The organism is Brachybacterium netajii (SeqCode), from assembly GCF_054114245.1.
Genome location: NZ_JBSYXB010000009.1, coordinates 93,687 through 107,936, shown reverse-complemented (window position 1 = coordinate 107,936; position 14,250 = coordinate 93,687). Strand labels below are relative to the sequence as shown.

The following is a 14,250-nucleotide window of genomic DNA, read 5'->3' as shown; positions in this document are numbered from 1 at the left end:
TCAGATCTCCGTCCCGTAGTGCTGGGAGAAGCGGACGTCGCCCTCCACGATGTCGTGCATGTCGGGCACGCCGTTGCGCAGCATGAGGATCCGCTCGATCCCCAGGCCGAAGGCGAAGCCCTGGTACTCCTCCGGATCCACGCCGGCCGAGCGCAGCACGGCCGGGTTGACCATGCCGCAGCCGCCCATCTCGATCCAGCCGGTGCCGCCGCACACCCGGCAGGCCGGGTCCGCGTCGTGGTCGAGCCCGAGGCGGGCGTCGCAGGCGAAGCAGCGGAAGTCCATCTCCGCGCTCGGCTCCGTGAACGGGAAGTAGCTCGGGCGCAGGCGCGTGATCGGGGTGCCGCCGAACAGGGCGGCCGCGATCGCGTCGAGGGTCCCGACGAGGTTCGCCATCGTCAGGCCCTTGTCGATCGCGAGGCCCTCCACCTGCGAGAACACCGGAGTGTGGGTCGCGTCGAGCTCATCGGTGCGGTACACGGTCCCGGGGCACGCGATGTACAGCGGCACGCCGCGCTCGAGGAGCGCGCGGGCCTGCACCGGCGAGGTGTGCGTGCGCAGCACCTGACCGGAGCCCTCGCCGCCGTCCGGACCGGCGACGTAGAAGGTGTCCTGCATCTGGCGCGCGGGATGATCCGCGTCGAAGTTCAGGGCGTCGAAGTTGAACCACTCCGCCTCGATCTCCGGGCCCTCGGCGATCTCCCAGCCCATCGCGACGAACACATCGGAGATGCGGTCCTGCAGCGTCGTCAGCGGATGGGCGGCGCCGCGCGGACGGCGGTCCGTCGGGAGCGTCACGTCGACGGTCTCGGCGGCCAGCGCGGCCTCCTCCTCGGCGGCGGCGAGCTCCTTCTGGCGGGCGCCGAGCGCCTGCTGGACGCGGCCCTTGCCATGGCCCACCAGCTTGCCGGCCGCAGCCTTCTGCTCCTTGGGGAGGTCCTTGATGGCGCGGTTCGCCGTCGACAGGACGCTCGCATCGCCGACATGGGCGATGCGGACGGCCTTCAGCTCATCGGTCGTCGCGGCGGCGGCGATCGCGACCAGCGCGGCGTCGACGGCGGCGGTGATCGCCGCCTCGTCGATCTCGGGCGTCCCGGCGGCGCCGGGGGCGGGTGATGTCTCGGACACAGGTATCGCTTTCGTCCTCGCGGTCAGGGGGTGCTGCAGGGGTGCCGCGGCGCGCTCTCGACAGCGGCGCGGCCACCGCGACCCATTCTAGGAGGGTCCCGTCGAGCCCCGGACTCCCCTGGGGATCCCGGCCCGCCGCGCGGAGGCCCGCCCGATCCGCCCCGAGCCGTTCGGGAGACCCCTAGGCTGGTCTTCAGGCCGGTACGGTCCTCTCGTCGTCCCTAAGGAGTTCCCATGCCCACCACGGTGAAGGGCGTCGTCGCCCTCGCTGAGAAGCAGCCCGCCGAGCTCGTGGACGTCGTCGTCCCCGACCCCGGTCCGCACGACGTCATCGTCACGATCGACTCCTGCGGGGTCTGCCACACCGACCTCGCCTACCGCGACGGCGGCATCACCGACGAGTTCCCCTTCCTCCTCGGCCACGAGGCCGCAGGGCGCGTCGCCGAGATCGGCGAGGCCGTCACCCACGTCGAGGTCGGCGACTACGTCGTCCTGAACTGGCGAGCCGTCTGCGGCGAATGCCGCGCCTGCCGCAAGGGCGTCCCGCAGTACTGCTTCGCCACGCACAACGCGTCCAAGAAGATGACTCTCGCCGACGGCACCGAGCTCGTGCCCGCCCTCGGCATCGGCGCCTTCATCGAGCGCACCATCGTCCACGAGGGCCAGTGCACCAAGGTCTCCGAGGACGCCCCGGCGGAGGTCGTCGGCCTCCTCGGCTGCGGCGTCATGGCCGGCCTCGGCGCCGCCATGAACACCGGCCAGGTCCAGCGCGGCGAGACCGTCGCCGTCATCGGCCTCGGCGGCGTCGGCTGCGCCGCGATCGCGGGCGCGAAGCTCGCAGGCGCCACCACCATCATCGGCCTCGACCTCGACGAGAAGAAGTTCGCGGCGGCGACCGACCTCGGCGCCACCCACACGGTCTCCACCGCCGGCCTCTCCCCGCAGGAGGCGGCCGCGAAGATCCAGGAGCTCACCGGGGGCGTCGGCGCCGACGTCGTGGTCGACGCCGTCGGCATCCCGCAGACCTACGAGACCGCGTTCTACGGCCGCGACCTCGCCGGCCGCGTCGTCCTCGTCGGCGTGCCCCGCCCCGGTGTCGAGCTGACGCTCCCCCTGCTCGACGTGTTCGGCCGCGGCGGCGCGCTGAAGTCCTCCTGGTACGGCGACTGCCTGCCCGAGCGGGACTTCCCCTATCTCACCGACCTCTATCTCCAGGGCCGCCTCCCCCTCGACCGGTTCGTCACCGGGCACACCGACCTCGCCGGTGTCGACGAGGCCCTCTCCTCCCTCCACGACGGCACCACCCTGCGCACCGTGGCGGTGATCAGCCGATGACCGCCCGCGTCGATCACGCCGTCGCCGCCGGCACCTTCAGCCTCGATGGGGAGACCTTCGACGTCGAGAACAACATCTGGGTGCTCGGCGACGACGAGCAGTGCGTCGTCTTCGACGCCCCTCATGACGTGGAGGCGGTCACGGCTCTCGTCGGCGACCGTGAGTGCGTCGGCATCCTCCTGACCCATGCCCACGACGACCATGTGCGCATGGCGCCGGAGCTGGCTGAGGCCCTCGAGGCCCCGCTGCTGCTGAACCCGGCCGACCGCGAGGTCTGGGCCCTCACCCACGGCGAGCTCCCCTGGGATGCCGACGTCGAGGACTCCGACATGTTCCGCATCGCCGGCCTCGACATCGAGGCGATCCACACCCCGGGCCATTCCCCCGGTGCGACCTGCTACTACGTCGAGGACCTCGGCGTCCTCTTCAGCGGCGACACCCTGTTCGAGGGCGGGCCGGGCGCCACCGGACGCTCCTTCTCCTCCCGGGAGACCATCGAGGAGTCGATCCGCGAGCGCCTGTTCGTTCTCCCCGCCGAAACCGTCGTGCACACGGGCCATGGCCCGGACACGACCATCGGTGCGGAGAAGGAGCGGGCGACGGGCGACTGGCTCTGATCGCCGCAGTCATCCGAGACTGAGTCCGAGGAGGTCTTCTCCTCGCCGACGGAGGGACCGGCGCGCCGAGTGCGCGTCGGTCCCTCCGTCTCTCCGTCTGTGCGCGGGGTGGCGTCAGATGGTCCGCTGCTCCGCCTCGGGGTCGAGCGGGCCCTCCGTGTCCGGCGTCCGTGCCGGGATCCACGGGTCCGCCTCCTCGTCCACCGGCACATCCCCATCCACCAGCCGCGACTCGAACGACTTCGAGAAGATCGCCACCGGATCCGAGGCCACCTCGATCGTCCCCACGATGTCCTGCCACTCCCCGCCATCGACCGAGAACTGCCCCGCGAACGTCGTCGTCAGCTCGATGTCATACCACCCCTCATACCGGTACTCCGACGACACCGCCTCCGACGGGAACGGCTCCCCCGGATCCGACGTCACGATCGACGACCCATCCCCCAGATCCCACCGGAACTCCACCGGCATCGCCCGCACCCGCACCGGCACCCCCAACAGCTCCGTCTCCAGCACCTGCGTCCGCGTCTCCGCATACAGCACCACCACCATGTTCACCGGAACCCACCCCACCTCCGGCCCCGCATGCGCCACCAACCCCTCCACCGGCAACCGCGCAAAATCCTCCTGCGACACCGAGATCACGATCGGCACGCCATCCGCATCGACAGGGACACCCACCGGGATGCATCCGTAGCCGGTCGTCGTGGTCACACCGTCGACGAGATTCACGTTCTCGTATTCGACGGATTGCATGCCGTCGTTGCCCGCATCCCGCGGAGCACCCGTCGCATCGGCGATGCTCACGACGATGTCACCGTTCGCGATCGAATAGTCAATACCCTGCTCGCACGCATCAGCCTCAGACGAGCAAAGCTGAGAACCTCCACCCGAGCCGGTGCAGGAATAGACGGTCTGATTCTCGAGCGCGATGGTCCGAGTGAAGTCGGTGAGGGCGGTCACGATCTCGCTGGCAGATTGAGGCGTGCTAGACGGCGCCTGCACCACGCAATCAACCTTCTGCCCAGAGGTGACTTCATATCCCGCATCGCCCTTGGCGACAGTCGTTCCATTTTCACTACAGGCCCCTCCAGGTTCTCCATGCGCAGTTTCCGCCAAAAAAACCAAGTGCAAGCCGAGCATTAGCACAACTATTACAAGCCTGGAAGCCCTGCGCGCGACGCTCGCATCACGCTTCATAAGCAGAGATGTACATGCCAACAACTTTCCACCCTCCCCCCTCCCAGGCCATCCCTGCCCCGACCCCAATGTCTCCCCGCGCTACATCAATGGTCCCACCTGACTCTAGATCAGGCTCGACATGCGGAGAAACATAGACACCATAACTGACAACAACATCCTCCTCCCCTCCGGTAACTTCCGAGGAGATACCATCATCCTTCTCCGCAATATCCACTGAAGACCAATACTCCCCTTGCGCCGAGTACGCCTTGATCAGGTCAACATTCGAAGCGCATCCGGTACACGTATCCGTATAGAGCCCCTCGATCTCTTCCGACTCGCCCGTCTGATACCCCCAGAACATGAGCGCGACGAAGTACCGCAGAGCCTGCTCCGCCCCCTCCGGCGTGTTCTCATCCATGCCGGCATAGTCCGCCGGGTCCGGGGCAGGAATGTCGACAGCAACGGCCGTCCCGTCGTCCGGCGCTTCGGTCCCCTCGTCGTCGGAGGCTCCACCGTCGTCGGACGCCCCTCCGCCGCCTCCGAGTGCGATCGTGGATGGCGGGTCGGTGATCGGTCCGTCGGTCGCGTCGCCGCAGGCGGCGAGGCCGAGGGCGAGGACCGCCGCGGCGGCGGTGCGGGTGAGGAGTCGGCGGGTCATCGGCGACCTTTCCGTTCGGGCGAGGGATTCCCGGCACCGTAGCGGCGCTCGTCGACCGGCCGCTACGGGGTCAAGCGGATTGTGGACAACCGTCGTGGCGCTCGGCGATGGTCGCCGCATCTCTCGGGGACCGGCCTGTGCACTCCTCCCCATCGCGAGTTCTGCACAGCCTGGCCCCTGTCCTGCATCCGGTGCCTGCTGTGCACCTACCGTTCTCGACATGCGGCGGGCCAGGAGGGAACAGCCCGACTGGACGCCGCCGAGAGATCACACGTCGAGGGGAGCGAGGAAAGCCGATGTCCACGAGCGCTGTCGTCCCTCCTCTGCTCCTGGCAGCGTCCAGCCCGGATGCGTCGGAGGCCCTGCGTCGGGCTCGTTCTCGGTCTGGCCGGGCACCCGCGTCGAGTCGTCGGCCCGTCGGCCTCGGGCAGACAGAGCCCGCGGATGCTCTCGCCGCCCTCTGGGAGGATTGCAGCGTGGCGTCCTCACGGCTCGCCGCCCGCTACCGCCATGTGGTGGCGTGCTCGCAGGACCCTCGCGGTGAGGACACCGACGCCGATCGCGCGGCGGTCGAGGTCATCCACGTCTCCGCCGCGCTGCGCTGCACGCGGGAGCAGGCGGAGAAGCTGATCCGCGACGCCCACCGGGTCTCTGCGACGCTCCCACGCAGTCTGGAACGCCTGGAAGCGGGCGATCTGCCGGTGACCTGGTTCGAGCGGGTCCTCGCACGCACTGCCGCGCTCGAGGACAGCGCGGCAGGCGAGGTCGACGGTGCGCTCGGAGACGTCGACCTGCAGATGAGTCCCGACGCGTTCTACCGCCTTCTCGGCCATCTGGTGACCGCCGCGGAGGCGCGCAGCGAGGTCCCGGAGCGTCTCCGACCGGAGGCCCGTCGTCGGGTCGTGCTGGATCCGCCCGGAACCGATGGGACGGCATGCCTTCGCGTGATCGGCCCGATCCCGGAGATCCTCGACCTCAGCCACCGGCTGGATGCGGCCGCTCACGCAGTGCAGAATGCCCAGCGGTCGGCCCTGGCAGCCGGTGACGAGGTGCCCTGCGATCCGGATGGTCAGGTCGCGGGGACCGGCGAGGTGCGGTCGATCGCCGCCCAGCGCTATGCCGTGCTCCTCCATGCCGCGCTGGCGACCGGTCCTGTGGAGGTTCCCCGGTCGCGGTACCGCCTGAACGTGACGGTCCCCTTCATGACGCTCGCCGGCCTCTCGGAGGCCCCGGCGATGCTGGAGGGGACCGTGCCGATCCCCGCGGAGATGGCCCGTGAGCTCGCCGCCGGCGAGGACACCTGGTATCGGGTGCTCACCGATCCCTGCTCCGGGCGCTTCCTGCCGCTTCCGGCCCAGCGCTACCGTCCGACGCCGTCGATGGCTGAGCATCTCCGGCTGCGGCACCCGACATGCGCCGTGCCCGGCTGCAGCCGGCACGTCCTCTCGCTCTCCGAGATCGACCACATCGAGGAATGGGATCCGCAGGATCCGGAGTCCGGCGGGAGGACCTCCGTCGAGAACCTCCACGACCTGTGCCGCGAGCATCACCGGCTCAAGACAGCGGGACTGCTCGACCCGGAGCGGGACGATGACGCCGGCCGCACCTGGTGGGAGATCTCGGATCTGGTGCTCGTCATGCAGGAGGATGCGACGGACCTCGCCACCGCGCAGGTCGTCGCCGAGATGAACGCGGCGTGGGAGAGCTTCCGGGCCGTGGCGGCTGCGCGCGCCGCCGGCGCTGAGAGGCATCGGGAGGACCGCCCGGCGCCCGATATCTCGCCATCGACGTCCTCGGCCCCAGCGGCGGGGCCCCGCGAGGATCAGGTCCGGTCTGGCTCCGCGCTCGGCCCTGCCCCGGTGCCGGCGTCCGCCGTCGGCTCGGCCTCTGACCCCTCGCCGCCCTGAAGGCTCGCGAGGTAGGCGTTGTAGGCCTCGAGCTCCGCCTCGCCGTCGCGGTCCGCCTTACGGTCCCACTGGGCGGCGCGGCGGTCCTCGGAGCGCATCCAGCCCCATGCGACCAGCAGTGCGTACAGGACGGTCGGAATCTCGGAGACGGCCCACATGATCGAGCCGCCGCGCACCTGGATCAGCTGGAGCCGCTCGACGCTGTACATCCCGAGTTCGAGGTACCAGTCCTCGGCGACCAGCCAGACCGCCGAGACCAGGGCGATCCCGAAGAAGGCGTGGAAGGCGAGGGTGACCAGCAGCGTGATGAGCTTCAGCGCCGGGTTGATGGGCTTGGTGGAGGGATCCACCCCGATCAGCACCCAGGCGAAGAGGTAGCCGGCCAGCAAGAAGTGCACCGTCATCAGCACGTGCCCGGTGTGGTGGCGCATCGCCATCTCGAACAGCGGCGTGAAGTAGAAGATGACGAGGGATCCCGCGAAGATCAGCCCGGCCATCGGCGGGGACGAGATGACGCGCGAGTACCCGGAATGGAGTGCCGCGAGCACCCATTCGCGCAGGCCACGGGAGCCGTCGGTGCGAGGGGCGCAGGCGCGGGACAGCAGCGTGACGGGGCCGCCGAGGACCCACAGGGGCGGGACGATCATCATCATCGCCATGTGCTGGACCATGTGGGCGTCGAAGCGGAAGCGTCCCCAGGCGGCGGCGCCGCCGCTCATCACCCAGGCGAGCGCGAAGCAGCCGGCGACCCACAGCACGGCCCGGATGATCGGCCAGTCGTCGCCGCGCCGACGCAGTCGCACGACCCCGGCGATGTAGAGGCCCGCCATGGTCGCTGCGATCAGCATCGCCACCCAGTCGGGCTGGACGACGGTGAACATGGTCGCCGGGGAGAAATCCCGTGCGGGCGGGAGGAAGCCGACGAGCGAGAGGATCTTCAGGTCTCCCACCGCAGGGATCTCCTGCGCCACCGGCGGGGCGGTGCGCCCCAGCGCGATCGAGGCGCCGATGACGACCGCCATGATCACGCCCTCGGTGAGGGCGAGGTGGCGGAAGCGGATGCGATCTCCGAGACGGCGCCGCTGCAGGGCGCCGAGGACGGCGAGGACGACGAGACCCACCGCCTTCAGCAGCACGATGCGGCCGTAGCCGGTGGTGACGAGCTGCGACAGGGCGGACATCCGGATCGTCGCGCTGATCAGGCCGCTCACCGCGAGCGCCACGACGGCCGCGAGCGCCCAGGGCGAGAAGCGGCGGATCGTGGTCGCCAGCTGGTCGTCGGTCAGCCGGGGGGCGAGGAGGCCGATCATCAGCAGGCCGCCCGCCCAGACCGTCACCCCGAGGAGGTGGACGGCCAGGGCGTTGACCGCGTTGGTGTGATCGAGGCTGGCTCCGGCATGGCCTGCCAGTCCGAGCATCGCCGTCCCGAGGCCGGCGAAGGCGAGGCCCCAGGCGGCGAGGACCGTCGACCGGGCGAGTGCGGAGAGGAGTGCCGAGATCCCCGCGACGATCGCGATCGTGAGCTGGAGCGTGCCGAGCTCGGTCCCCATGGCGACGTCCCAGGGGTCCAGGGCGGAGCCGGAGCCGGTGGCCTCGAGCCCGCCGAGCGGGATCTGGGCGAGGGAGGCCAGCGCCCAGAGCAGCGCTCCGGCGGCGGCTGTCCGCACGGCGCGTCCTCGACCGCCGCGGAGCGAGGTCCCCTCCTTCCGCGAGGGCCCCGGCAGGAGCAGCACCGCGGTCCCGCCGCCGCCGATCGCGAGCAGCAGACCGAGGTGGTGCAGCGCCCGGACGACCGGGATGCCCCAGGTGACCAGGGGCGAGGCGGGGACGAGGGCGTTCGGGGCCGCGGCCCCGCTCGCGAGGATGCCGATCAGCGCGGAGACCGCGCTGAGGATCAGCAGCCCGGGGACGATGAGGAGGGTCGTCCGGGCCGCCAGGGGGCGGGTGGTCACGCAGGGCTCCTTCGCCGGCGCAGCGTCTCGAACAGGCAGACCGTCGCGGCCGTGTGCACGTTCAGCGATTCGGCGCGTCCCGCGAGGGGGATGCGGACGGTCAGGGGCGCGGCGGCGAGGGTGTCCTCGTCGAGTCCGCGCGCTTCGTTGCCCATGATCCAGGCGATGCGCTCGGGCAGATCGGCCTCGAACAGATCGGTGTCGGCGTAGCCGCTGGTGGCTGCCGCGATGATGCGGTGCGAGGCGAGGGCGTCCAGGAGGCCGGGGGCGTCGGCCCCGGTGAGGACGGGGAGATGGAACAGGCTTCCCGCGCTGGCGCGGACCGCCTTCGGGGAGAAGGGATCGGCGCTGGTGCGGGTGAGCACGACGAGGTCCGCGCCGGACGCGTCGGCCGTGCGGATGAGGGTGCCGACGTTCCCGGGATCCCTCACCTCGTGCAGCACGAGGATCGAGGCGGGGCGGTCGGGGGCGAGGGAGTCCAGGGCTGCGGCGATCGTGCTCGCGGAGTCGGGCTCGGGGAGGAGCCCGACGGCGACGGCGCCCTGCGGGCTGACGGACTCGCCGGCCTCGGCTCCTCCGCCCTCGCGGGTCATGGCACGCAGGATCGCCTCGTCGACCGTGCGGGCGCGGAGCCCTCCGGCGGCGGCGAGCTCGGCGAGCTCGGGATGGTCGGCGTCGGCGCGTTCGGTCAGGAACAGTTCGTCGACGAGGCCGGGACGCTGCTCGAGGAGGGAGCGCACGGACTGCGGTCCCTCGACGCGGAAGCGCCCCTGCTTCCGACGCGCGGAGCGCCCGGACAGTGCAGCGATCCGTCGCACCCGCTCGGAGCGGGGCGAGGTGATCGGAGACTGGTCCGGGCGCTCGTGCATCGCTGGTGCCGCGATGTCAGACTGCCGGGGCGTTGACGTCCTCGGGCAGGGCGTTCTTCGCGACCTCGACGAGGGCGGCGAAGGCCGGGGCGTCGTTCACGGCGAGCTCGGCGAGCATGCGACGGTCGACCTCGACACCCGCGAGGCCGAGGCCCTGGATGAAGCGGTTGTAGGTCATGCCGTTGGCGCGAGCCGCAGCGTTGATGCGCTGGATCCACAGGCGACGGAAGTCGTTCTTGCGGACCTTGCGGTCGCGGTAGTTGTAGGTGGCCGAGTGGAGGATCTGCTCCTTGGCCTTGCGGTACAGGCGCGAGCGCTGTCCACGGTAACCGCTGGCCTGCTCGAGGACCTCTCGACGCTTCTTCTGGGCGTTGACTGCCCGCTTCACGCGTGCCACGTGATTCTCCTTCGCTGGTTATGAGTTCGGTGGTGCGGGAACTCTCATCCCGCGAGGGGGCTCAGCGGCCCAGGAGCTTCTTGACGCGCTTGACGTCGGCCTTGGCGACGGAGGTGTCGTTGCCGAGACGGCGCTTGCGGGACGAGCTCTTGTGCTCGAGCAGGTGACGAGCGTTCGCCTTCTCCCGCATGAGCTTGCCGGACCCGGTCACGCGGACGCGCTTCTTGGTGCCCGAGTGGGTCTTGTTCTTCGGCATCAGCCTGTTCTCCTTCGTGAGTGGGATCGGGAGCCGTCGCGATGGACGCGACGGGCGATCAGGACTGGGTGTCGCCCTCGGGCGCCGATGCCTCGGCGCTCTCGACGGGCGCGGGGGCCTCGGCCGCGGGAGCGGACTCGGCACGCTTGGCGGCGGCCTTCTCGGCGTCCGACCGGCGCTTGCGCGCCTCGGCCATGGCCTGGGCCTTCTTCTTGTGCGGACCGAGGACCATCACCATGTTGCGACCGTCCTGGCGGGGGTGCGACTCGACGAAGCCGAATTCCGCGACGTCCTCCGCCATGCGGCCGAGCAGCTTGATGCCCATCTCGGGACGGGACTGCTCACGGCCGCGGAAGCGGATGATGACCTTGCACTTGTCGCCGCCGGCGAGGAACTTCTCGACGTTGCGACGCTTGGTCTCGTAGTCGTGCTTGTCGATCTTCAGGCCCATCCGGATTTCCTTCTGGACGGTGTTGGCCTGGTTCTTCCGCGCCTCGCGGGCCTTCATGTTGGCTTCGTACTTGTACTTGCCGTAATCCATGAGGCGGCAGACGGGAGGATTAGCGCCCGGAGCGACCTCGACGAGATCGAGATCCGCCTCCTGGGCGAGACGCAGGGCGTCCTCGACCCGGACGATCCCGACCTGTTCGCCGTTGGGACCGACCAGGAGGACCTTGGGGACCCTGATCTGACCGTTGATGCGCTGTTCGCTGATGGTGGCTCCTCACCTCGGTTATCGACGTCGACATGACGAAAGGCCCCCGCTCATGCGGAGGCCCCGGAGCAGAGGGCACCGAGGTGCCGCCCGGATCCTCGGATCCGTCTGCGCTGCTGACCCGACGACCCGCGGGCCGTGAGGTGGGAGGGACTCCACTTGAGGAACGGTGACGCCGGCACCGGCGGGAGCCGGGCGACGGATCGCTGAACGATTCGACATGTTCCGGTCGACTACTCTAGCAGGAGCGGCGGGTTCCTCCAGGTGATCTCCGTCGCCTGCGGCACGGCGATCGGCGAGGAGCACGGGTGGACGACACGGGCGATGGGGTCTCGGCCCCTCAGGATCCCCTGGACACGATCCCCGATCCCCCCGCCGATGCGGTCCCCGAGCACACCCCGTCGCCGCGGATGACCACGGCTCGCGCCGTCCTGCGTCCCGTCCCGGACGGGTTCCCGTCCCCTCCCCCGGCACCGCTCCGCCGGCGTCCCGATGCCCCGGCGCCGACGGCCGTCGCGTCGCGCCGCACGCGCGGGCCCCTGGTCGCCGCGCTCTCCGTCGCCGCCGCCCTCGTGCTCGCAGCAGGGATCGGCGGAGGAGTGCTCGCCTACCGCCTCCTGGCCCCGTCCTCCGACGCCTCCGTGCCCGACGCGGGCGCCCCGGGCACGAGCGAGGAGGCCGATGCCGCCTCCGACGGGACCCGCCGCGACGGCGCGACCGCCGCCGCCGGGACGGCCGCGACCTCCGTGCGGATCGGCGACGTGACCGTCCGCGAGATCTCCGTGGAGACGGGGCTCGCGTCCGTCGGCGAGGGCAGCGGCGAGGTCACGGCGCAGGGCGAGCTCGTGGTCGTGACCGTGGAGGTCGCCAACCGCGGCCTGGAGCCCGCGGTGCTCCACGACCCGCTGCGCCTCGTGACCGCCGACGGCGACGTGCACGACGCCGATCCAATCGCCGGCGACGCCCTCGACTCCCCGACGCGCACCCATGGCACCGTCGCAGAGGGCTCCTCGGACAGCTTCCACGCGGTGTTCGACATCGATCCCGGTGCCGTACCCGTCGCGGTGCAGGTCGATCTCGGCAGCGCCATCGGCGAGGGCACTCTCGAACTCGCTCCCTGAGCTCCCACCACCGCAGACCTCCCCCATCCCCCAGAGAGAAGGACAGATGACCACCACCGACCCCCAGCACCCCGACCCCCAGCACCCCGATCACGAGGCGTCCGCGGAGCATGAGGCGGCCGCGGCCGCCGAGGCCCTGCGCGACATCGCCGATGTGTCCGCCGTCGAGATCATCACCACGGCCTGCGTGCATCTCATGAGCGCCGCCGCCGTGAAGACGGGCCTCGCCGAGGACGAGGCCGAGGGCGGATATCAGGACCTCGCGGAGGCGCGGAAGCTCATCACGGCGCTCGCCGGGCTCGTCACGGCCGCCTCCCCGGAGATCGGCAACGAGCATGCGCGATCCCTGCGCGACGGCCTGCGCTCCCTGCAGCTGGCGTTCGCCGAGGCGCTGCCCTTCCCGGATGCACCGGGAGAGGCCCCCGGCGAGAAGTACACCGGCCGGGTGAGCTGACCCCGCCACGGCGACGGGCCGGTCGACCGGCCCGCGGACCGGCCTCTCGACCGGCCCGTCGACCGGGTCAGCGCCCGAGCGTGAGCTTCAGGGAGGTGACACGGTCGGCGACCAGCATCGAGGCGCCGAGGCGTGCGCTGAGCTCGGCGACGACCTGCTGGACCGCGGGCGCATCGAGGCCCTCGGCGAGCCGCACGAGGAGATCGACCTCGGTGCGCTGCCCGGGCCGGGCGATGAGCTCGAAGACGGGGGCGATGCCCTCGGCGATCGTCCGCAGCTCGGCGGCGAGCTCCGGGTCCTCGTGCGGCGGGATCCACTCGCGTCCCTGCGCGAGCGCCCACAGCACGGAGCGCTGCAGGATGATCGCGCCCTCGTCGGAGGCGGGGTCCAGCACGAGCTGGGTGATGCCCTCCTGGACGGCTGCCTGCGCGGCCTGGGCGGCGGGCGTGGGCACAGGGCGCGCCTTCGGCTGCCAGCGGGCGAGCTCCGCGACGGCGGTGAACACCGGCAGGGTGCGGGAGCCGTCGGGCGCGGTGATCGAGACCATCGCCATGTCGGCGCCGTTGTCGCCGGTGAGGCCGTGGGCGGTGGTGCCAGTCTCCGTGGCCACGGCCATGATCGGAACGAGCAGGCGCGCGCCCGCGATCGCGGCCGCGAGACCGCGCCGGTAGGGATCCTCGCCGGCGCGGTGGGCGCGGAGCGCCTCGGCGACGGCCGGCGGCGCCGCGCCGTCGTCGCCCGGGAAGGGGCTGACGGTGTAGTCGCGCCCCTTCCAGGGGACGCCGGCGGTGTCCGTCAGCGGGGACTTCTCGACGAAGTGCGCGGGCAGCGCACGGCCGACGCCGTCGGCGCCGCCCGTGCTCCGTCCTGCCTGTCCCTCGCTCATGCGGTCACGCCCGTCCGGCGACGTCCAGCGCCTCGGGCAGGGTGAACGCCCCCGCGTACAGCGCCTTGCCGACGATCGCGCCCTCGACGCCGGAGGCGACGAGCTGGCGCAGCGCCCGCAGGTCGTCGAGCGAGGAGATGCCGCCGGAGGCGACGACCTTGGCCTCGGTGCGCTCGCACACCTGGCGCAGCAGGTCGACGTTGGGGCCGCGGAGGGTGCCGTCCTTGGTGACGTCGGTGACGACGTAGCGCTGGCAGCCGGCCTCGTCGAGGCGCTCGAGGGTCTCCCAGAGGTCGCCGCCGTCGCGGGTCCAGCCACGGGCGGCGAGGGTCGTGCCGCGCACGTCCAGGCCCACCGCGATGCGGTCGCCGTGCTCGGCGATGACCTCGGCGGTCCAGTCGGGGTTCTCGAGGGCGGCGGTGCCGAGGTTGACGCGTCGGCATCCGGTGGCGAGGGCGCCGGCGAGGGACTCGTCGTCGCGGATCCCGCCGGAGAGCTCGACGTTCATGTCGACGGCGGCGACGACCTCGGCCAGCAGCGGCGCGTTGCTGCCGCGACCGAAGGCGGCGTCGAGGTCGACCAGGTGCAGCCAGCTCGCGCCGCCCTCCTGGAAGGTCAGGGCGGCGTCGAGCGGCGCGCCGTAGGCGGTCTCGGTGCCGGCCTCGCCCTGGACCAGGCGCACGGCCTGGCCGCCCTGGACGTCGACGGCGGGCAGGAGCTCGAGGATGGGGGTGGTCATGGTGCGTCTCCAGGGGTCTGTGCGCGCGGCG

At 71.2% G+C, this 14,250-nt stretch carries 15 protein-coding genes; 5 read left to right on the top strand and 10 right to left on the bottom strand.

The features are described from left to right. On the bottom strand, window positions 1-1,128 hold the full coding sequence (gene pheS, locus ACXET9_RS14450) for a phenylalanine--tRNA ligase subunit alpha (protein WP_457887384.1): 1,128 nt from the start codon (window positions 1,126-1,128) through the stop codon (window positions 1-3). A gap of 234 nt (window positions 1,129-1,362) precedes the next feature. Here pheS and ACXET9_RS14445 point away from each other — a divergent pair, with 234 nt between their 5' ends. Continuing rightward, window positions 1,363-2,463 carry an S-(hydroxymethyl)mycothiol dehydrogenase gene (locus ACXET9_RS14445; RefSeq protein WP_457887383.1) on the top strand — a complete coding sequence of 367 codons (1,101 nt, stop codon included), beginning with the start codon at window positions 1,363-1,365 and terminating at the stop codon, window positions 2,461-2,463. After that, complete coding sequence (locus ACXET9_RS14440; RefSeq protein WP_457887382.1) at window positions 2,460-3,080, top strand: MBL fold metallo-hydrolase; 621 nt, start codon at window positions 2,460-2,462, stop codon at window positions 3,078-3,080. Before ACXET9_RS14445 ends, ACXET9_RS14440 begins: the two co-directional genes overlap by 4 nt. A 114-nt stretch (window positions 3,081-3,194) precedes the next feature. Here ACXET9_RS14440 and ACXET9_RS14435 read toward each other — a convergent pair whose 3' ends face one another. Both ACXET9_RS14435 and ACXET9_RS14430 read right to left on the bottom strand, forming a co-directional pair. Next, complete coding sequence (locus ACXET9_RS14435; RefSeq protein WP_457887381.1) at window positions 3,195-4,223, bottom strand: hypothetical protein; 1,029 nt, start codon at window positions 4,221-4,223, stop codon at window positions 3,195-3,197. Between the two features lie 46 nt (window positions 4,224-4,269). Continuing rightward, the gene (locus ACXET9_RS14430; RefSeq protein ID WP_457887380.1) at window positions 4,270-4,923 is read right to left on the bottom strand and encodes a DUF6318 family protein; all 654 of its coding nucleotides are present in this window, start codon (window positions 4,921-4,923) and stop codon (window positions 4,270-4,272) included. A gap of 107 nt (window positions 4,924-5,030) precedes the next feature. Between ACXET9_RS14430 and ACXET9_RS14425 the strand changes: the two genes are divergently transcribed. Continuing rightward, a complete protein-coding gene (locus tag ACXET9_RS14425) occupies window positions 5,031-6,830 on the top strand; it encodes a DUF222 domain-containing protein (protein ID WP_457887379.1) in 1,800 nt (599 codons plus the stop codon). On the opposite strand, the gene ACXET9_RS14420 is transcribed toward ACXET9_RS14425, so the two are convergent. The 5 genes from ACXET9_RS14420 to infC form a co-directional block, all read right to left on the bottom strand. Continuing rightward, complete coding sequence (locus ACXET9_RS14420; RefSeq protein WP_457887378.1) at window positions 6,746-8,782, bottom strand: cytochrome c oxidase assembly protein; 2,037 nt, start codon at window positions 8,780-8,782, stop codon at window positions 6,746-6,748. The two genes, ACXET9_RS14425 and ACXET9_RS14420, sit on opposite strands and share 85 nt — an antisense overlap. Continuing rightward, the gene (locus ACXET9_RS14415) at window positions 8,779-9,651 is read right to left on the bottom strand and encodes a TrmH family RNA methyltransferase (protein WP_457887377.1); all 873 of its coding nucleotides are present in this window, start codon (window positions 9,649-9,651) and stop codon (window positions 8,779-8,781) included. Before ACXET9_RS14415 ends, ACXET9_RS14420 begins: the two co-directional genes overlap by 4 nt. Window positions 9,652-9,667: 16 nt before the next feature. Next, entirely contained in the window at window positions 9,668-10,048 is a 381-nt protein-coding gene (gene rplT, locus ACXET9_RS14410) for a 50S ribosomal protein L20 (RefSeq protein ID WP_457887376.1), read from the bottom strand. A 61-nt stretch (window positions 10,049-10,109) separates the two neighbouring features. Next, a complete protein-coding gene (gene rpmI, locus ACXET9_RS14405) occupies window positions 10,110-10,304 on the bottom strand; it encodes a 50S ribosomal protein L35 (RefSeq protein WP_457887375.1) in 195 nt (64 codons plus the stop codon). A gap of 58 nt (window positions 10,305-10,362) precedes the next feature. After that, window positions 10,363-10,971, bottom strand: coding sequence for a translation initiation factor IF-3 (gene infC / locus ACXET9_RS14400; RefSeq protein WP_457887396.1), 609 nt, complete (start codon window positions 10,969-10,971; stop codon window positions 10,363-10,365). Between the two features lie 356 nt (window positions 10,972-11,327). Here infC and ACXET9_RS14395 point away from each other — a divergent pair, with 356 nt between their 5' ends. Continuing rightward, on the top strand, window positions 11,328-12,140 hold the full coding sequence (locus ACXET9_RS14395) for a hypothetical protein (RefSeq protein ID WP_457887374.1): 813 nt from the start codon (window positions 11,328-11,330) through the stop codon (window positions 12,138-12,140). A gap of 46 nt (window positions 12,141-12,186) precedes the next feature. Further along, a complete protein-coding gene (locus ACXET9_RS14390; RefSeq protein WP_457887373.1) occupies window positions 12,187-12,594 on the top strand; it encodes a DUF1844 domain-containing protein in 408 nt (135 codons plus the stop codon). A 67-nt stretch (window positions 12,595-12,661) separates the two neighbouring features. Here ACXET9_RS14390 and ACXET9_RS14385 read toward each other — a convergent pair whose 3' ends face one another. Further along, on the bottom strand, window positions 12,662-13,480 hold the full coding sequence (locus tag ACXET9_RS14385; protein WP_457887372.1) for an SseB family protein: 819 nt from the start codon (window positions 13,478-13,480) through the stop codon (window positions 12,662-12,664). Between the two features lie 4 nt (window positions 13,481-13,484). Continuing rightward, window positions 13,485-14,219, bottom strand: a complete 735-nt coding sequence (gene priA / locus ACXET9_RS14380) for a bifunctional 1-(5-phosphoribosyl)-5-((5-phosphoribosylamino)methylideneamino)imidazole-4-carboxamide isomerase/phosphoribosylanthranilate isomerase PriA (RefSeq protein ID WP_457887371.1) — start codon at window positions 14,217-14,219, stop codon at window positions 13,485-13,487. Window positions 14,220-14,250 lie beyond the last annotated feature (31 nt).